This is a genomic window from Nocardia sp. bgisy134 (assembly GCF_057708325.1).
In genome coordinates, this window is sequence record NZ_JBYIRW010000018.1 from 140,863 (window position 1) to 159,485 (window position 18,623).

The 18,623-nt window shown below is 68.7% G+C and carries 18 protein-coding genes; 8 read left to right on the top strand and 10 right to left on the bottom strand.

The annotated features are described in order from the left end of the window. Positions 1–28: 28 nt before the first annotated feature. The 4 genes from AC3ERS_RS28030 to AC3ERS_RS28045 form a co-directional block, all read right to left on the bottom strand. Positions 29–235 (bottom strand): Rv3103c transmembrane domain-containing protein, encoded by a 207-nt coding sequence (locus AC3ERS_RS28030; RefSeq protein WP_488186296.1) that lies wholly within the window; start codon positions 233–235, stop codon positions 29–31. After that, complete coding sequence (locus AC3ERS_RS28035; protein WP_431971092.1) at positions 174–1,031, bottom strand: mechanosensitive ion channel family protein; 858 nt, start codon at positions 1,029–1,031, stop codon at positions 174–176. The genes AC3ERS_RS28030 and AC3ERS_RS28035 overlap by 62 nt, the downstream gene beginning before the upstream one ends. Before the next feature lie 220 nt (positions 1,032–1,251). After that, complete coding sequence (gene prfB, locus AC3ERS_RS28040; RefSeq protein WP_431971093.1) at positions 1,252–2,370, bottom strand: peptide chain release factor 2; 1,119 nt, start codon at positions 2,368–2,370, stop codon at positions 1,252–1,254. Positions 2,371–2,435: 65 nt separating this feature from the next. Further along, positions 2,436–3,293 (bottom strand): helix-turn-helix transcriptional regulator, encoded by an 858-nt coding sequence (locus tag AC3ERS_RS28045; protein ID WP_431971094.1) that lies wholly within the window; start codon positions 3,291–3,293, stop codon positions 2,436–2,438. 143 nt (positions 3,294–3,436) lie between these two features. On the opposite strand from AC3ERS_RS28045, the gene AC3ERS_RS28050 reads away from it, so the two are divergent. Then, complete coding sequence (locus AC3ERS_RS28050) at positions 3,437–4,027, top strand: NADPH-dependent FMN reductase (RefSeq protein ID WP_431971095.1); 591 nt, start codon at positions 3,437–3,439, stop codon at positions 4,025–4,027. A 298-nt stretch (positions 4,028–4,325) separates the two neighbouring features. Next, a complete protein-coding gene (gene hisN / locus AC3ERS_RS28055; protein ID WP_431971096.1) occupies positions 4,326–5,111 on the top strand; it encodes a histidinol-phosphatase in 786 nt (261 codons plus the stop codon). Positions 5,112–5,120: 9 nt separating this feature from the next. Here hisN and AC3ERS_RS28060 read toward each other — a convergent pair whose 3' ends face one another. From AC3ERS_RS28060 to AC3ERS_RS28070, 3 genes are read right to left on the bottom strand one after another with little or no spacing between them, the layout of a single operon-like run. Further along, positions 5,121–5,648, bottom strand: coding sequence for a GNAT family N-acetyltransferase (locus AC3ERS_RS28060; RefSeq protein WP_431971097.1), 528 nt, complete (start codon positions 5,646–5,648; stop codon positions 5,121–5,123). Positions 5,649–5,686: 38 nt separating this feature from the next. Continuing rightward, positions 5,687–6,652, bottom strand: a complete 966-nt coding sequence (locus AC3ERS_RS28065) for a Vgb family protein (RefSeq protein WP_431971098.1) — start codon at positions 6,650–6,652, stop codon at positions 5,687–5,689. Between the two features lie 60 nt (positions 6,653–6,712). Next, positions 6,713–7,078 carry a MerR family transcriptional regulator gene (locus AC3ERS_RS28070; protein WP_431971099.1) on the bottom strand — a complete coding sequence of 122 codons (366 nt, stop codon included), beginning with the start codon at positions 7,076–7,078 and terminating at the stop codon, positions 6,713–6,715. A gap of 59 nt (positions 7,079–7,137) precedes the next feature. On the opposite strand from AC3ERS_RS28070, the gene AC3ERS_RS28075 reads away from it, so the two are divergent. Further along, a complete protein-coding gene (locus AC3ERS_RS28075; RefSeq protein ID WP_431971100.1) occupies positions 7,138–7,899 on the top strand; it encodes an alpha/beta fold hydrolase in 762 nt (253 codons plus the stop codon). A 2-nt stretch (positions 7,900–7,901) separates the two neighbouring features. Here AC3ERS_RS28075 and AC3ERS_RS28080 read toward each other — a convergent pair whose 3' ends face one another. Both AC3ERS_RS28080 and AC3ERS_RS28085 read right to left on the bottom strand, forming a co-directional pair. Continuing rightward, positions 7,902–9,476 carry a glycosyltransferase family protein gene (locus tag AC3ERS_RS28080; RefSeq protein ID WP_431971101.1) on the bottom strand — a complete coding sequence of 525 codons (1,575 nt, stop codon included), beginning with the start codon at positions 9,474–9,476 and terminating at the stop codon, positions 7,902–7,904. 256 nt (positions 9,477–9,732) lie between these two features. Continuing rightward, a complete protein-coding gene (locus AC3ERS_RS28085) occupies positions 9,733–10,023 on the bottom strand; it encodes a hypothetical protein (RefSeq protein ID WP_431971102.1) in 291 nt (96 codons plus the stop codon). Positions 10,024–10,312: 289 nt separating this feature from the next. On the opposite strand from AC3ERS_RS28085, the gene AC3ERS_RS28090 reads away from it, so the two are divergent. The 3 genes from AC3ERS_RS28090 (at position 10,313) to AC3ERS_RS28100 (ending at position 13,787) form a co-directional block, all read left to right on the top strand. Next, positions 10,313–11,707: an acyl-CoA dehydrogenase family protein gene (locus AC3ERS_RS28090; RefSeq protein WP_431971103.1), complete on the top strand. Its 1,395-nt coding sequence runs from the start codon at positions 10,313–10,315 to the stop codon at positions 11,705–11,707. A 34-nt stretch (positions 11,708–11,741) separates the two neighbouring features. Continuing rightward, positions 11,742–12,965, top strand: a complete 1,224-nt coding sequence (locus AC3ERS_RS28095) for an acyl-CoA dehydrogenase family protein (RefSeq protein WP_431971104.1) — start codon at positions 11,742–11,744, stop codon at positions 12,963–12,965. Between the two features lie 180 nt (positions 12,966–13,145). Continuing rightward, positions 13,146–13,787: a hypothetical protein gene (locus AC3ERS_RS28100; protein WP_431971105.1), complete on the top strand. Its 642-nt coding sequence runs from the start codon at positions 13,146–13,148 to the stop codon at positions 13,785–13,787. Positions 13,788–13,880: 93 nt separating this feature from the next. Here AC3ERS_RS28100 and AC3ERS_RS28105 read toward each other — a convergent pair whose 3' ends face one another. Then, a complete protein-coding gene (locus tag AC3ERS_RS28105; RefSeq protein WP_431971106.1) occupies positions 13,881–14,858 on the bottom strand; it encodes an acyl-ACP desaturase in 978 nt (325 codons plus the stop codon). A gap of 239 nt (positions 14,859–15,097) precedes the next feature. Here AC3ERS_RS28105 and AC3ERS_RS28110 point away from each other — a divergent pair, with 239 nt between their 5' ends. Together AC3ERS_RS28110 and AC3ERS_RS28115 are read left to right on the top strand one after the other, a co-directional pair. Beyond that, positions 15,098–16,723: an acyl-CoA synthetase gene (locus AC3ERS_RS28110; protein WP_431971107.1), complete on the top strand. Its 1,626-nt coding sequence runs from the start codon at positions 15,098–15,100 to the stop codon at positions 16,721–16,723. Positions 16,724–16,929: 206 nt separating this feature from the next. Next, positions 16,930–18,585, top strand: coding sequence for an acyl-CoA synthetase (locus AC3ERS_RS28115; protein ID WP_431971108.1), 1,656 nt, complete (start codon positions 16,930–16,932; stop codon positions 18,583–18,585). Positions 18,586–18,623: the final 38 nt, after the last annotated feature.

Sequence of the window (18,623 nt, forward strand, 5' to 3'; positions counted from 1 at the left end):
AACCCGCGCATCCACCCCAGAGTTGCAGCTACTGTCCGGCCTGCTCCGTATTCACCAGCGCCGGTATGGTGTTCACGACCTGAGTGATCCCGGTCGCAGCCGGTTGATCGGGCTTGACGAACAGGTACAACACGAATGTCGCGACCCAGGTCGCCCCCAGGATCGCGGTCGACTTACGTGGTTTCACTGATACCTTCCCGGCGCAAGGCCGCGGCCACTCGGACCCGCAGCTCACGTCCGACCTCGAACTGCTTACCCGGCAATGTTCGAGCAACCATTCGGATGTTCATCTGATCCATCGTGAGGTCGTCCACGCCCATCACGGTGGGTTCGTCGAGCAGCAGCGGCTCGAGCCTGCGGTCGCGGAACGCTTCGGCTCCTACCTTGTGCAAAATCTCGTTCACCCTGGTGATGTCGGCGCTGGCCGCCACCGGAACGTCGATCGCGGCGCGAGCCCAATCCTTGGACAGATTGGTCACTTTCACGATCTGCCCGTTCGGCACGGTGATCACCTCGCCGTCGGCGTTGCGCAGCGTGGTGATCCGCAACGTGACGTCCTCGACCGTACCCTCGGCCATCTCCGCGGATCCAGCCACGGCGATGCGAACTACGTCACCGAATCCGTATTGGCGCTCGGTGATCAGGAAGAATCCGGCCAGAATGTCCTGCACGATGCGCTGCGCGCCGAAACCGAGCGCGGCGCCGAGCACCGCGGCGGGCGCCACGAGCCCGGTCACCTGGAAGCCGAGCCGCTGCAACACCTCCATGCCGACCAGCACGTAGACGACGGTCAGCACGACCCAGGTGAGCACCTGGGCCAGCGCGTGCCGATGTTTGGCCGCCTCGGTCCGCACCAGCGCGTCGCTGCTGCGGAAACCCGCGTCGATCTTGCTGGTGACCCGGTCGCGCACGAACGTGGCGAACCGGCTGAACAGCATCACGCCCAGGATCAGCAGCACGATCTCCAGGCCGCTGGATCGCAGCCAGGCCGTGGAGTCCGCGGCGGACGCCGCCGCGATCACCTCGCCCATCCCGGTTGCCGTTTCACACCATCCGCAACACGCACGCCAGACAGGCTACAACGGAGTAACGACCGGGGCCGCGCGTCGCACCGGAATGCCACGCACCGCAAACTGATTCGCCTGCTCCCGTGTGCGCCAGCGGATGCCGCAACTTCTGAGCGGGTTCCGAGAACCAATTCGGCTCAGCCTTCGCGCATCCGCCGGCGGATGCTGCGACTTCTGAAACAGCTCACTGGTTCTGGCTTTCTCGCATGCGCCACCTGATGCCGGACTCGATGAAACCGTCGATGTCGCCGTCCAGCACCGCGGTCGGGTTGTTGACCTCGTAGCTGGTGCGCAGGTCCTTGACCATCTGGTACGGGTGCAGCACGTAGGAGCGCATCTGGTTGCCCCAGGACGCGCCCTCGTTGGTCTTCAGCGCGTCCATCTCGGCGCGCTCCTCCTGCCGCTTGCGCTCCAGCAGCTTGGCCTGCAGCACGCGCATGGCCGAGATCTTGTTCTGCAGCTGGGATTTCTCGTTCTGGCAGGTCACGACGATGCCGGTCGGGATGTGCGTGATGCGCACCGCGGAGTCGGTGGTGTTGACGCTCTGGCCACCGGGACCCGAGGAGCGGTACACGTCGACGCGGATCTCGGTCTCGGGCACCTCGATGTGGTCGGTGGTCTCGACCACGGGAAGCACCTCGACCTCGGCGAAGGAGGTCTGGCGGCGGCCCTGGTTGTCGAACGGGCTGATCCGCACCAGGCGGTGGGTGCCCATCTCGACCGACAGGGTGCCGTACGCGTAAGGCGTCTTCACGGCGAAGGTGGCGCTCTTGATGCCCTGGCCTTCGGCGTAGGACGTGTCGTACACCTCGACGGCGTACTTGTGCCGGTCCGCCCAGCGGATGTACATGCGCATCAGCATCTCGGCCCAGTCGGCGGCGTCGTCGCCACCGGCGCCGGAGCGGATGTTGACCAGCGCCTCGCGCTTGTCGTACTCGCCCGAGAGCAGGGTGCGGACCTCCATCGCCTCCACGTCGGCGTGTAGCGCGGCGCGTTCGGTGTCGGCCTCGGTGAGCGCCTGGGTGCGGGCCTCGCCCTCCTCGCCCTCGGCGAGTTCGTAGAGCACCGGCAGATCCTCGAGCCGCTGGCGCAGCTCCTCGACCCGGCGCAGCTCGCCCTGCGCGTGGGACAGCTGGCTGGTCACCTGCTGCGCGTGATCCTGGTTGTTCCACAGGTCGGGATCGGCCGCCTGGTGCTCGAGCTCATCGATGCGGCGGCGCAGTTCCTCGATGTCGAGGACCGACTCGACCGTCTTCAGCGTGGCGTCGAGTTCGGCGAGATCAGCGGAAACGTCAGGATGCACGATGTATTAGACTACCGGCCCCGCCGAGGCGGGAAAAAGCGCGCCCGCCGTTTGCGGGGGATGTCTCAGCCGGAGACCGCGCGCAGCTGCCTGGGGCGGCGGCCCGCCAGCGCGTCCAGCGCCGCGGCCGTGGCGTCGTCGGCGGGCAGGTGGACGATGAGCTGCTGGTCGTCGTCGGCGAACAGGTCGAGGGTTTCGTAGGCCAGGCGCAGCGAGCCCGCCACCGGGTGGGCGAGCCGGGTGATGCCGGTGGCGGCGGGCAGGCTGGGCACGTTCTCCACGCGCCGGGTGAACTCGTCGCCCGCGATCACCGTGAGTTCGTCGGCGAGCGCCGCGATGGCCGGGTCGGCGCGGAACGGACCCTGCTTGAGGGCCGCGACCCGCTGGTCGGCCACGTCGTCCCAGTCGGGGTAGACGAGACGGGCGCGCGGGTCGGCGAAGACGAAACGCGCCAGGTTGGCCAGCGGGTCGTCGTCGAGCAGGCCGGTCGGGCCCATCAACCTGCGGTAGCCCTCGGTGCACGCGAGCACCTCGCCGAGCCGGTTGACCACGACCGCGGCCGCCGGGTCCAGGTGATCGAGAACGGCGCGCACGGTCGGGCGCACCTGCCGCGTCGGCTGCGCGCCGCCCGTGCAGCTGAACCCGGGGTCGGCGGATTTGGTCAGGCGATGCAGGTGGACGCGTTCGCTCGGTGTGAGCTGGAGCGCGTCGGCCAGCGCCGAGAGCACCGGCGGCGAGGGATGACGGTCGCGCCCCTGCTCCAGCCGGGTGATGTATTCGACGCTCACCCCGGCCACGGTGGCCAGTTCGGCGCGGCGGAGTCCGGGGGTACGCCTGCGCGGACCCGCGGGCAGGCCGACCCGCGCCGGACTTACTGCCTCGCGCCTGCTCCGGAGAAACAAGCCAAGCTCGTTGTCGCTCACCCTCCGAACGGTACAAGCACGGCCCGCCGCAAGGGTGGCCCTGCCACTACCACTCTCCGCGCGGTCTACCAGTCCCACGCGGTCCGGCAGCAGATTGAGACGCGGCGGTCGCACCGACCGCACTCGATCGAAGGAGAGCAAACATGTCCGCTCTGAAGCTCGCGGTGATCATCGGCAGCGTCCGCGAGGGCCGGTTCGGTTCGACGGTGGCCGCCTGGTTCGCCGAACAGGCTGCCAGCCACGGCGGCTTCGAGGTCGACGTGATCGACCTCGCCGACGCCGACCTGCCGCTCGCGCTGCCCGCGGTCCCGCCCGCCATGGAACCGAACCCGCCGCGCCCCGAGGGCATGGTCGACCTCAGCGCCCGGCTGGCCGCCGCCGACGCGTTCGTCATCGTCACCCCCGACTACAACCGCAGCTACCCGGCCGCGCTGAAAGCCGCCATCGACTGGCACTTCACCCAGTGGGACGCCAAGACGATCGGATTCGTCGGCTACAGCGGAGCCAGCGGCGGCCTGCTCGCGATCGAGCACCTGCGGCAGGTCTTCAACGAACTGAACGCGCACACCGTCCGCGAGTACGTCTCGTTCCCGCGCTACTACCTGCTCTTCGACGAGGAAGGCCGGCTGCGCGAACCGAACGAACCCGCCGCCGCGGCGCAGACGATGCTCGACCGGCTGCACTGGTGGGCCGCCGCGCTCGCCGCCGCCCGGACGGCGTCGGTCGCCGCCTGAGGCGCTCGATCGAGTGCAGTGGGCGTGCAGGGTCTCCGGTCCGGTCGTGCGCATGCTGCCGACGGCGTCCGTCCGACAGTTCTCAGTAGGCGTACTTCCGCCTCCGGCCCGGCTGTGCGCGAGCCGACGACGCGCTCCGTCCGGCCGCGTCCGGCAGGCGCGCCCCGCCTCAGCCCGGCCATACGCGAGCCTGCGACGAACTCCGCGGCACAGTCCGTCGGGCGTGCCACGCTTCGGTCCGGCCGGACGCGGGCTGTCGACGGCCCGCGTCCGGCCGCGTCCATTAGGGTTTGCTGACGTGGCTGCTCACTCCTCTGACCTCGAACTCGCGTTGCGGCTGGCCGACGCGGCCGACACGATCACCAGGGCGCGGTTCGGCGCGCTGGATCTGAAGGTGGACGCGAAGCCGGATCTGACGCCGGTCTCGGACGCCGACCTCGCGGTGGAGCGGGCGATCCGCCAGATGCTGACGCACGAGCGGCCGGAGGACTCGGTGCTCGGCGAGGAGTTCGGCGGCGACGCGGAATTCCGCGGGCGCCAGTGGGTGGTCGACCCGATCGACGGCACCAAGAACTTCGTGCGGGGCGTGCCGATCTGGGCCAGCCTGATCGCTCTGCTGGAGGACGGCGTGCCGGTGGTGGGCGTGGTGAGCGCGCCCGCGCTGGCGCGGCGCTGGTGGGCGGCGGCGGGTTCGGGCGCTTGGACCACCTTCCATCCCGGTGCGCCCCACCCGATTTCGGTGTCGGCCGTCGCCGGGCTCGACTCGGCGAGCCTGGCCTTCTCCAGCCTGTCCGGCTGGCGCGAGCGCGGGATGCGCGAGGACTTCCTCGCACTCACCGACGACGTGTGGCGGGTGCGAGGATACGGCGATTTCTTCAGCTACTGCCTGCTCGCCGAGGGCGCGGTCGACATCGCGACCGAACCCGAAGTGTCGCTGTGGGATCTGGCCGCCCTCGACATCCTGGTCCGCGAGGCGGGCGGCGTCTTCACGTCGCTGTCCGGCACGCCGGGCCCGCACGGCGGCGACGCCGTCGCGACCAACGGACTCCTGCACGAGGCGGTGCTGTCCCGCTTCGCGCGCTAGACAGGGCGCCTAGGTCAGCAGCTTCTCCATCAACACGACGCGGTCGGTGCCGTGGAACTGCGGCGGCAGCGTCGTCTCCCGCAGCTCGGTGAAACCCTGTGCGGCGTAATACTTCCGCAGCCCGGGGTTGTCCGCGGCGGTATCCAGGCGCTGCCGGTCGAGCCCGCGCGCACGGGTGCGTTCGGCGCAGAACGCGAGCACCCGCGCGCCCATTCCGCGGCCGCGGTGGCCGGGCGCGACCATGAGTCCGTGCACGTACCCGGCCTCGAGCTCGCCTGCGCCCCAGAAGTCGGGGTCGTGCCAGACCAGCCGCACGGCCGCCACCACCTCACCGGTCGGCTCGCGCCGCACGTACCACTCGCCGCGGGTCGCCTCCCGCGCGAGGATCGCGACGGGGTATTCACCGGGTAGCCACTGCCTGATGCCGTTGGCGACCATCCAGCGCGCCAGGCGGTCGCGGAGGGCGATGAGCGGGGCGGCGTCGGCCGTGGTCGCCGGAACCATGTCGAGGGGTTCGAGCGTGTGGGAATCCACCATGCCAGCCAACCTACTGGCTGCGCGGGCGTCCGTTCCGGCTATCGCCGCCGTTCGTCGGCTGGAGTGAGGTCGAGCCCGGCCGGTGGACGCAATCGGCGCAGGGCGCCGTCCATGCTCGTCACGTACAGCGCCCAGCCGTCGCCCTCGCGCACGATGCGCACCGATGTCGCACCGTCCGGCGGATTGCGGAGCGGGCCAGGCTTGATCAGTCCGGTGATGATGGCGCAGGCCGCGCCGGTCGCGGTGTCGATCTTGTAGACGGCGCCCAGCGCGTGATCGGCGACGAACAGCTGACCGTCGCGGGTGGCCTCCATGTCGTCGGGCAGCGCGAGCAGCTGCGGAATGCCCGAGACGACGGTCGAGGTGCCCGGGGCGTCCAGCGGAATGCGGAAGATCTTCAGCTCCAAGCTGTCCGTGAACACGGATCGGCCGTCGGGCGCGAGCGCGAGTCCGTTGGTCAGCGGCAGCGGGGACCAGGTTTTGGTGTACTCGCCGGTGGACGGGCGATAGCGCGAGATGCCGGTCGGGGCGGACTTGATGCCGAGGGTGGTGAACAGCAGGTCCCCGTCGGGAAGCACCAGCAGGCCGTTCGGTCCGTTCAAGTCGGTCAGCAACACCTCGACCGCGCCTGTGTCGAGGTCGTAGCGCTGCAACGTGCCCGGCGGGGCGTCCAGGCCGTCGCCGGTCAGGTAGTACACCGAGCGTCCGACCACCCGCACGCCCGCGGGGTGATCGAGTCCGGTGAGCAGCGGTTCGAAGCGGCCGGAGGCGTCGACGTGGGCGAGGAATCCATCGAGGATGCCGGTGACGTAGAACCCGCCCGCGCCGTCGCTGTCGAGATTCTCCAGATTGCCCACGCCCGCGACCACGGTCTCCGCGATCCACCCCTGCGCGCACGACGCGGGCACGAAATCCGCTCGCACCGTGGGTGATCCGATCGTCAGTCCAGCCACGATCGTCAAGACCGCGGCGCCGAAGCGCTTACTCCCCATCCGTGATGGCATGCGGCATACGCTAACACCGCCGCACACCGAACGACCTGGTCGAAGACTCCTGCGCTGGAGTCACTCTCGGTCGAGCCAGTCCCGGATGGCGTCGCGCTGCACCTCGAGCAGGGCGCGCTGCCTGGTGAGTTCGGCGATCTTGCTGCCGAGCTCGGCGTAGCGCTGTTCGACGATGTCGAGCGACTCGTCACAGGGCAGCACCCACCGCGTCGGATCCGACATACAGGGCAGCAGACCGCGGCTGTCCTCGGTCGACATTCCGGCCGCGAGCAATTCGCGAATGCGGGCGACCCGCGCGGGCGCGTCCGCGCCGTAGGTGCGGTAGCCCTTCGCGTCCCGGCCGGGCACCAGCAACTCTTGTTCCTCGTAGTAGCGCAGCAGTCGCGGGGCCACGCCGCTGACGCGCGAGAGGTCTCCGATCAGCATGTGACTCCGCTCACTCCGGGTTGGCCTTCACATCCATGTGAATACCTAACTTCGGCGGCATGACAGCGATTCCCCTGACCACCACCGTCTCCGGCGCCGGGTCCGGCATCGTTCTCGCGCACGGGGCGAGCGGCTCGATCGCGAGCAATTTCGGCGGCATCATCCCGGCGCTGGCCGCGACGCACACCGTGGTGGCCTCCGATTACCCCGGCGACGACACCCGGCTCGACCTCGACGCACTCGCCGACGCACTGGTCGCGGCCGCGGTGGACGCGCGCGTCGAGACCTTCACCGTCCTCGGGTTCTCGCTCGGCACCGCGGTGGCGGTGCGGGCCGCCGTCCGGCATCCCGACCGGGTCCGCGGATTACTGCTGGCCGCGGGCTTCGCGAAGCCGGACAACCGCGCCAGGATTGCCGTCCAGGCGTGGCAGGATCTGCTGGATCTCGGCGACACCGAGACGTTCGCGCGGCTGTCGGCCCTGGTCGGTTTCTCGGCGGACCATCTCGGCTCGCTGCCCACCGCCGCTGTCGACGCGCTGATCCGGCAGACCGCCGCCGCCGTGCCCGGCGGGACGAGGCAGCAAGCAGCCCTCGTCGAAAACGTGGACACCACAGCCGATCTGGCGCGCATCACGGTGCCGACGCTGGTACTGAACGCCACCGCCGACCTGCTGATCGACCCGGCCAATTCGCGCATGCTCGCCGCGGCCATTCCGGGCGCGGAGTACGTCGAGATCGACGCCGGGCATGCGCTCATGGTCGAGCGGCCCGCGCAATGGTGGAAGGTCATCGACGAGTTCCTGCGCAGGCATCGGCTCTAGATTCAGCCGAGATGCTTTGCGCGCGGCCAGAGTTCGTGCCACGGCGCGCGCGGCTCGCGGCAGACGAACAGCGGCTCGCCCTGTTCGTCGTTGTCGATGCCGAGGCCGTTGTCGATGCGGCCCGCCGGTTCGACGACGGCGCACAGTTCGGCGAGTCGATCACGCTCGATGCCGACCATGAGCACCTCCGTGGCGGTGCCGGGCGGTGGGCCCCACCACCAGTAGGCGTTGTGGCCGGAGTGCGGTGCCGGCAGGTCATAGGGCGCGCCGAAGCGCTCGATCGCGCCCGCCTCGCCGTAGTTGGCGGTGAGCACGGCGACGTCACCACCCAAACCGGCACGGACAGCGCCGATTCGACGGACGAACTCCGGCCATCCGATGGTCTCCCCCGCGTCGTAGTTCACCGCGAGCACCGGCGACCCGGGCAGCGCCGAGACCGGGAGGATCGGAAGGAACAACACGGCCGAGCCGATCGCATTCACCGTCACGACCGAGCAGGCCGCCGCCCAACGCCAACGCCGCAGGCCGAGCATGCCTGCCAACGGCACCGCGCCCGCGGCGAGCAGGATCGGATACATCCCGCCCAGGTAATACGCCTTCCCGCCGGTCAGCAGGAAGACGACGAACAGCAGACCGTAGGCGACCGGGATAGCGCGATAGCGCGGCTCCCGCCAGAGCCGCCACAGTCCGTAGATCCACAGCGGCGTCAGCAGCGGACCCATCAGCCCGAATTGCAACAGTACGAACATGATCGGCGAATCGGACGTGCCGGACGAACCGCCCGCGATCGCCCGCCCGACGTCCCACTGCGGCCACCCGTCGCGCGCCTGCCACCACAGATACGGCAGCCAGAGCAGGGCCGCCAGCCCGACAGCCACGGGAAAGTACCTGGTCGCCAAGACCTTTCGCGGGCCGACTACGAGCAGCGCGACCACCAGCGCCGCGCCGGGAAAGATCAGCAGCGACTTGTTCAGCAGGCCAGCCCCCGCCACCAGCCCGATCGCAAGCCACCAACGGGGATCGGCGCGAAGGACAGCCGCGCCGTCGACGGCCGATTTCGCGGCTATGACCGCATCGGCGGATTCCACGACGGCAGGGTCCGCCGCGGCGACTGGGACCGAATATTGTGCGACCGTCACCGATTTCGCGCCTGGGCCGGGCCGAGCGGGGTAACGCAGCAACCGCAAAAGCAACAACCCCAGCACCGACCACGCCGCCAGATCGAACACCGCCGTGCTCAGCAGATGTCCCGCACCCTGCACCAGCGCGGCGCTCGCGACCGCCGCCGCGGCCAGCGCCCGCGCCGCGCGACCACCGCCGAATTCCCGGGCCATCAGCCCGGCGCAGACCACCACGAGGGTCGCCGCGAGCACGGCGGGTGCCCGCAGCAGCGGTAACGATTCGGGATCGATGGCCGCCATCGCCCTGGCCACCAGCGGCGTGAACGGCGGCTGATCCGCATAGCCCCACGCGGGATGCCTGCCCGCCGCGAGAAAGTAGAGCTCATCGCGGTGGTAGCCGTACCGATTCGAGAACGCGACCAACACGGCGGCGAAAACCCCCGCTACCCAGTACATCCGGCCACGATGACACAGCGCCGCGCATCCGGCCACATCACACGAACCCCGCGTCTCCGGCGACCGACGCACTGCGTACCGCAGAAATACAGCATCGCGAGGAAACACAGCGTCCCACACAGAGTCGCGAGAAACACAGTGTCTCGAGAGCACAGCGGCCCAAGAAACACAACACTCCGAACGGACGGCACCACCGCGGCCAGCCCCGCGGGACCCTCACATCATCCGACACGACGGTCCCACGGAGCCGTTTCCGTCAGGGCCGCGCCGAGCCGGTACCCGACCCCGACGCGGATCCGGATCCGCCGGAGCCCGAGCCCGCCGAGCCGGACGGGAAACCGACTTCGCCCGAACCGAGGTCGATACCCGTCCCCGCTTCACCGGAGCCGAAGTCCACCACCGGTGCGCCGGAACCGAAATCGACCCGCGGCGGCCCGCCGGGATCCACATCGATGGGCACCAACGGCAGACCCGGCGCGGCGATCGCCGCCGGTGCGCCCAACCCGACCGCCACCGCGAACCCGGCCACTACCACAAGCCGCTTCATGAACAAGACCTCCATCTCGGGGGCAGACAAACGTGCCGACACCGTAGCCGAATCCAGCGCATTGTGAAGTACATTCGTTTCACTACGTGGCAATCGTGAGCCGTCACGAAGAATCGGGCCCACACCTGGGATCGAGACGCGATTCGCGCACCGGAGCGTCGGCCACGGCCAACCTCCGGCAGCATCGGATCGACGGCCGCTCGACGGCCTTCTTACTCTGGAGTAAGATAGCCTTACTCAGGAGTAAGATAGCTGGGGCAAGACCTCACCCACCCACCCGAGAAAACAGGTGATGATGAGCACTCGAGACAGCGCAACGACGCGACGTCCAGACACGTCCGCCGTCGGCCTCAATCAGCCCAAGCGGGACTGGATGGGTGCCGCCATGCGGGCCATGACGACTCTCACCGGGTCGGAACTCGCCGAGAAGTACAACTTGCGCAAGCCGATCGAGCGGGTCACCTACGAAGGCACCAAGACCGGCTTCCGCACTCTGGGTGCGGCCACCCGCGCGTTCAACAAGATCGCGGGCGGCGGTGCGCCGAAACGGCTCGCGGACAACGAGTCGAAGAAGAAGGACCTCTTCGACATCACCCCGTCCGACGAGCAGCAGATGATCGTCGAGACGGTGCGCGAATTCGCCGCCGAGATCCTGCGCCCCGCGGCCTACGAGGCCGACCACGCCGCCAAGGCGCCGCGCGACCTGCTCGAGCGCGCGGCCGAACTCGGCATCACCCTGATCAACGTGCCCGAGGAGCTCGAGGGTGCGGCCTCCGAACGCGGCGCGGTCACCAACTCGATGGTCGCCGAGGCGCTCGCGCACGGCGACATGGGTCTGGCGCTGCCGATCCTGGCGCCGAGCGGCGTCGCTGTCGCGCTCTCCCAGTGGGGCACCGACTCGCAGCAGAAGACCTACCTGCCCGCCTTCACCGGCGAGAACGTCCCGCAGGCCTCGGTCGTGATCAACGAGCCGCGCGCGCTGTTCGACCCGTTCGCCTTGCAGACCAAGGCCACCCGTTCGCCGAGCGGCTACCGCCTCAACGGCGTCAAGAGCCTGGTGCCCGCCGCCGCGGACGCCGAGCTGTTCCTGATCGCCGCCGACCTCGACGGCCGCCCCGCCCTGTTCATCGTCGAGTCCGACGCGCCGGGCCTTGTCGTCGAGGCCGATCCGAGCATGGGTCTGCGCGCCGCGGGCATCGGCCGTCTGCTGCTCAACGACGTGGCGGTCGGCGCCGACGCCGTCCTCGGTGACGGCGACGCCAAGACCCGCGCGGAGGAGTACGCCGACGCGGTGCGCCTGGCGCGTCTCGGCTGGGCTTCGCTCGCCGCGGGCACCGGCCAGGCCGTGCTCGACTACGTGATCCCCTACGTCAACGAGCGCGAGGCGTTCGGCGAGCCGATCTCGCACCGCCAGGCGGTCGCGTTCATGGTCGCCAACATCGCCATCGAACTCGACGGCCTGCGACTGGTGACCCTGCGGGGCGCGTCGCGCGCCGAGCAGGGCCTGTCCTTCGGCCGCGAGGCGGCGCTGGCCCGCAAGCTGGCCACCGACAAGGGCATGCAGATCGGCCTGGACGGTGTGCAGCTGCTCGGCGGCCACGGCTTCACCAAGGAACACCCGGTCGAGCGCTGGTACCGCGATCTGCGGGCCATCGGCGTCGCCGAGGGTGTCGTGCTCATCTGACCGGCTTGTTCGTTCCTTCAGGAGACCTTCCACAATGATCAATCTCGAACTCCCCAAGAAGCTGCGGGCCAGCGCCAACCAGGCCCACCAGGTCGCCTCGGAGATCTTCCGGCCGATCTCGCGCAAGTACGACCTCGCCGAGCACCAGTACCCGGTCGAGCTGGACACCATGGCCGCCATGGTCGAGGGCCTGGCCGACTCCGGCACCCAGAAGATCGGCGGCGCCGCGGGCGGCCGCTCCGAGGCGTCCGATACACACGCCACCGAGCTGCTCGGAAACACCAACGGCGGCAACATGTCCGCGCTGCTGAACGCGCTGGAGACCTCGTGGGGCGATGTCGGCCTGATGCTGTCCATCCCCTACCAGGGTCTGGGCAACGCGGCCATCGCGGCGGTCGCCACCGACGAGCAGCTGAAGCGGTTCGGCAAGGTGTGGGCCGCGATGGCCATCACCGAGCCGTCCTTCGGGTCCGACTCCGCCGCCGTCACCACCACCGCGGTGCGCGACGGTGACGAATGGGTGCTCAACGGCGAGAAGATCTTCGTCACCGCCGGTCAGCGCGCCACCCACATCGTGGTGTGGGCGTCGGTCGACAAGAGCCTTGGCCGCGCGGCGATCAAGTCGTTCGTCGTGCCGCGGGACGCTCCGGGTCTCTCGGTGGCGCGGCTCGAGCACAAGCTCGGCATCAAGGCCTCCGACACCGCCGTGCTGCTGTTGCAGGACTGCCGGATTCCCGCCGACAACATCCTCGGCAGCCCGGAAGTCAACGTGGAGAAGGGTTTTGCCGGGGTCATGCAGACCTTCGACAACACCCGTCCGCTGGTGGCCGCGATGGCGGTCGGCGTGGCCCGTGCCGCGCTCGAGGAGCTGCGCGCCATCCTGACCGGCGCGGGTATCGAGATCTCCTACGACACCCCGGCGATCAACCAGCACGCCGCGGCGGCCGAATTCCTGCGCATGGAAGCCGATTACGAGTCCGCCTACCTGCTGTCGCTGCGCGCGGCGTGGATGGCCGACAACAAGAAGCCCAACTCGCTGGAAGCCTCCATGTCGAAGGCCAAGGCGGGTCGCACCGGCACCGACGTCACCCTCAAGGCCGTCGAACTGGCGGGCACCATCGGCTACTCCCAGCGCACCCTGCTGGAGAAGTGGGGCCGCGACTCGAAGATCCTCGACATCTTCGAAGGCACCCAGCAGATCCAGCAACTCATCGTCGCACGCCGGGTGCTCGGCAAGACCAGCGCCGAACTGAAGTGACGCGCTAGCGGCAGACACGGCGAAACCGGTGCGGGGTTGGGTGGCCCCGCACCGGTTTTCCGGTTTCGGGGTGGGGTTGTGGAGGGGGGTCGGGGATCGGCTAGGGTCTCGAGGGTTACCGCGATCTGCGGGCTGATTTCAGTAAGGGCTGTACCAAGGACTCTGGCAAGGAGATTGGTTATGCGTCGACTGAGTTTCAAGCGTCATCTCACTGCGGCAGCGGTCGTTTCGGCCGTTCTCGCGACGGTGTTCAGCGGAAGTGCAGCGGCGGAGCCCGAGCTTCCGACCGTGGATTGGGGCATCGCGGTGCAGAAACTGCGCGAGGCCGCGGAGGGCAATCCGATGGCGGAGGAGGCCATCGATCGCCTGCTCGCCATGCCGGGCATGATGCCCGCGAACAGCCGGGTCGCGCTGCCCGCCCAGCCGTTCCAGGTTCCGGCCCAGTCCGACATCGGGCGCGGTGAAGGGCCAGGCATGTACGGGTCGGGCATCGCGCTCGGCATCGACGGCTTCCGCCTCGGCTTCTTCGGCGGCCCCGGCACCATCTCGCCGAACCAGGGCGGCGCCAAGCTGGAAGCGCTGTGGGTCAATCTGTCCAACGGCCGCAGCGGCACCGAGGTGCTCTACGAGCACGAGGACGTTCCGGTGGACACCACCATTCGCTCCAGGGCGCTCGCCCTCGGCCCCGGCATGATCGTCTCGGCCGTGTACGGAACCCTGTGGCACCGTTGGTCGGTCCCGGTCAGCGACACCAACCCGGACGGCTTCCAGTACCAGCGCGGCACCATCTCCATCCCCTCGATGGGCGCCATCTACAACTGATCCCGCCGTGCGTCGCGGCGGCGACCGCCACGCCTCCGCGACGCACACCCGAGCCCCCGCCGCGCACAGCCGCGCCCCGCACACCAGTACTTCTCATGCCCGCCCCGAATCGCCTGTCTCGGCCTCGAATCGGCGGGCGGCCTCCGCCATCAGAATGCGATCGCGCCGTTCCTCGAACCGCGCGGCATCGCGCTCCAGCTTCTCCAGAAACGCGCCCAGCTCCCCCCGGAAACGTTCACCACGATCGCCGAAATCATTGCGGCCGAACACATTCCATTGGCGCAGCACCGGCATCAGCACGTCCTCCAGATGCTGACGCAGATCGTAGATGCCGTGTTTGGCGATGAGCACGGCGTTGCGCCGGAAGTCGGGCATGCCGATGCCGGGCATCTGGAACTTCCGCACGATCGTCGCGATCGCCTCCAGCGTCTGATCCGGCGCGAGATCCAATGCGGCACCGCACATGTTCCGGTAGAAGACCATGTGCAGGTTCTCGTCGGCGGCGATGCGTTGCAGCATCTTGTCCGCGATCGAGTCGTCACACACCTTGCCGGTGTTGCGATGGCTGACCCGCGTGGCGAGCTCCTGGAACGTCACGTACGCCAGGCCGTAGAGCACGTTGGTGTCGTCCCAGGTGGCGGGAGTATCGGCGCCTTTGGTCATGTGCACCATGCGCGCGCGTTCCAGCGCGACCGGGTCGACTCCCCTGGTGACCACCAAGTAGTCGCGCATCGTGATGCCGTGCCGGTTCTCCTCGGCGGTCCACCGGCCGACCCAGCTGCCCCACGCACCGTCCCTGGAGAAGTTCTCCGCGATCTCGCGGTGGTAGGAGGGCAGATTGTCCTCGGTGAGCAGGTTGACCACCATGGCCGCCTTGGCCACCTCGGACAGCCGTGACTGTCCCGGTGCCCAGTCGGCGCCGCCCATCGTCGCGAAATTGCGTCCCTCGCTCCACGGCACGTACTCGTGCGGGTGCCAGTCCCTGGCCGTCGCCAGATGCCGGTTCAGCTCGCGCTCGGCGACCGGCTCCAGCTCGATCAGCAATTCCAATTGGGTCAGATTCCTCGACACGCTTCTTGTCTCCTCCGGGCGGCAGCGTCTTCCAGCAGGTCGGTCAGGTGGCGAGGTCGCAGGTGCAGGACAACGGCGCCGCCCGGAGAGACCCGCGCCGGCTGAGCCCCGTCAGATGCCATTGTCCGCTTTGTCGGCTTTAAATGTGACCCATCACACGTTCGCTGCTACGGTAGGCATCCACATAGCCGAGTTCGCGTGGTCGAGTGCCCACGCGAAGTTCAGTGGAGGTGTTCGGATTGAGCGTGGCGCGTGCGCTGGAAACTGTGAAAGCTTTGGGGGTGCTCCGGTCTCGCGGAGTCAGCGATCCCAAGGCACCGCTGGAAACCCTGCGCACCATGAAGGAGACCAGGATCTACGGCCCGCAGGCCGCCCTGGTCCGGCATTCCGCCCGCATCGCGCCGGACCGGATCGCCCTCGCGGACGAACGCGGTGAGCTGACCTATCGCGAGCTGGACGAGCAGTCCACCGCCGTCGCCCGCGGCCTGCACGACGCGGGCATCACCGAGGGCACCGTGATCGCCGTGCTGGCACGCGACCACCGCGGCCTGATCATGTCGATGATCGCCGCGGGCAAGCTGGGCGCCCGAATCGCGCTGATGAACACCGGCTTCGCCAAGCCGCAGTTCGCCGAGGTGTGCGTCCGCGAGAAGGTCAAGGCGGTGCTGCACGACAGCGAGTTCCTGGGCCTGCTCGACGCGCTGCCCGAGGACCTGCCGCGCTACCTGACCTGGGTGGACGAGGGCGCCCAGCTACCGGAGGGCGCAAAGACCTTCGACGACCTGATCGCCGCCAACTCCAGCGAGCCGCTGCCCGCGCCGGCCAAGCCCGGCGGCTTCATCATCCTCACCAGCGGCACCACCGGCCTGCCCAAGGGCGCGCCGCGCACCAAGGTGACGCCGATGGCCACCGCGCAGTTCGTCGACCGCATCCCGTTCCAGAAGTTCGGCACGATGGTGATCGTCTCGCCGATCTTCCACAGCACCGGCCTCGGCACCTGGCTGGTGGGCACGGTGCTGTCCAACAAGATCGTGATGCGCCGCCGCTTCGATGCCGAGGCCACCCTGAAGATGGTGTCCGACCACAAGGCCGACATGCTGGTCGCGGTGCCGACGATGCTGCACCGCATGGTCGAGCTGCCCGAGGAGGTGCGCGCCAAGTACGACACCTCCTCGCTGAAGGCCATCGTGCTCGCCGGTTCCGCGCTGGCGCCCGAGCTGTGCATCCGCGCCGCCGAGGTGTTCGGCCCCGTGCTGCACAACCTGTACGGCTCGACCGAGGTCGCGATCGCCACCATCGCCAAGCCGGAGGAACTGGCGCAGGCGCCGGGCACGGTCGGCCGCCCGCCGATCACCTGCGACGTGCGGCTCTACGACGACAACGACCAGCTGGTCACCGACCGCAATGTCACCGCGCGCATCTTCGTGCGCAGCGGCGCCCCGTTCGAGGGCTACACCGACGGCAGGAACAAGCAGATCATCGACGGCTACATGTCGAGCGGCGACGTGGGCCACTTCGACGCCAACGGCCTGCTGATGGTGGACGGCCGCGACGACGACATGATCGTCTCCGGCGGCGAGAACGTCTTCCCGCAGGAGGTGGAGAACCTGCTGCTGGAACGTCCCGACGTGTTCGACGCGGCGGTGATCGGCGTGGACGACGTGGAATTCGGCAAGCGGCTGCGCGCCTTCGTCGTTCCCGAGCCCGGCCACACGCCCGACAGCGAGGAGCTCAAGGCCTACGTCAAGGACAACCTGGCTAGGTACAAGGTGCCGCGCGAGGTCGTTTTCCTGGACGATCTGCCGCGCAACCCCACCGGGAAGCTGCTGCGCCGGGTGCTCGTGGAGTACAAGATCGACGCCTGACCCGATCCGGGTCGCGAATCGGAGCCGTTGCGGCGCAACCCGATTCGCGACCCGATGGGTATCCGAAAGGCAAGACCGCCACGCGGTGAGATGGATGACACACTCGGTAACAGTTGCTTGCTATTGTTAGCACCAGCACTGGATCTCGAAGTTGCGGTCCACACCACCCCGAGTCCCGGTGGATGGGCCGCGGAAGGTTGTCCTCTATGTCTTTGTCCTTTCCCGCGCTCGGCGGATCCGTTCGCAAGGCCGGTGACCTCGCGCTAGGCGTGAACATCATGGTCAAGCGGGGCCTGTTCAACCCGCTGCGCCCTGACCACGCCGCCCGTTCGGCGTTCAACGTGCTGAAGTTCGGTCCGTTCGCCGGCGTCGTCATGCACGCCGCGCAGACCAGGCCGCACGCCGCCGCCATCGTGGACGAGCGCGGCGAGGTGACCTTCGGACGGCTCAACGAGCAGTCCAACGCCTTCGCGCGCGGGCTCGAAGCGCAGGGCATCCGGGCAGGCGACGTGGTCGCCGTGCTGGCGCGCGATCACCGCGGCATGGTGCTGAGCCTGCTGGCCGCGGGCAAGCTGGGCGTGCGCGCGGTGCTGATGAACACCGGCTTCGCCAAGCCGCAGTTCGCCGATGTCGCCACGCGCGAGAAGGTCAAGGCCGTGCTGCACGACAGCGAGTTCCTCGACCTGATGAGCGCCATTCCCGCCGAGATCCCGCGCATCCTCACCTGGGTCGACGAGAAGGACAACGCCGACCCGGCGATTCCGACCGTCGAATCGCTGTCCGCCGGCCGCTCCACCGCGCCGCTGCCCGCCCCGGACAAGCCCGGCGGCATGGTCATCCTGACCAGCGGCACCACCGGCACCCCGAAGGGCGCGCCGCGCGACCGGGTCAGCCCGTTCGCCTCGGCGCAGTTCATCGATCGGGTGCCGCTGCCCGCCAACGGCACCATGATCATGGCCGCGCCGATCTTCCACGGCACCGGTCTCTCCCAGTTCACCCTCGGCCTGGCGCTGGGCAATCGGGTCATCTTCCAGCAGCGCCGCTTCAACCCCGAGCAGACGCTGGCCAATATCGAGAAGTACCGGGCCGATTCGCTGGTGGTCGTGCCGACCATGCTGCAGCGCATCCTCGATCTCGACGACGACGTGCTCGCCAAGTACGACGTGCGCAGCATCAAGGTGATCTTCGCGGCGGGCTCGGCCATCGCGCCCGACGTGGTCACCCGCACGCTCGACCACTTCAACGACAGCCTCTACAACCTGTACGGCTCCACCGAGTGCGCGGTGATGACCGTCGCCACCCCGGCCGACATGCGCAAGGCGCCGACCACCGCGGGCCGCGCGCCCGTCGGCATCCGCATCGTGCTGCTCGACGAGAACCGCAAGCCGATCACCCAGCCGAACGTCACCGGAACCATCTTCGTGGACAACGGTTTCGCGTTTACCGGCTACACCGACGGACGCACCAAGGAGATCGTCGACGGCATGATGTCCAGCGGCGACGTCGGGCACTTCGACGCCGACGGCCTGCTCTACATCGACGGCCGCGACGACGACATGATCGTCTCCGGCGGCGAGAACGTCTTCCCGCTCGAGGTGGAGAACCTGATCGCCGGGCGCGACGACATCTTCGAGGCCGCGGTGGTCGGCGTCGACGACCGCGAATACGGAAAGCGGTTGCGCGCGTTCGTCGTACCAGGCCCGGAGTCCAAGCGCGATGCCCAGGAGATCAAGGAATACGTCAAGGCGAACCTGGCCCGCTACAAGGTGCCGCGCGAGGTGATCTTCCTCGACGAACTGCCGCGCAACGCTACCGGCAAGCTGTTGCGCAAGCCGCTGATCGACATGGAGATCGAGGGCTGAGAGGCACGAATACACGCTGATCGCCTGTGCGGCGCCCG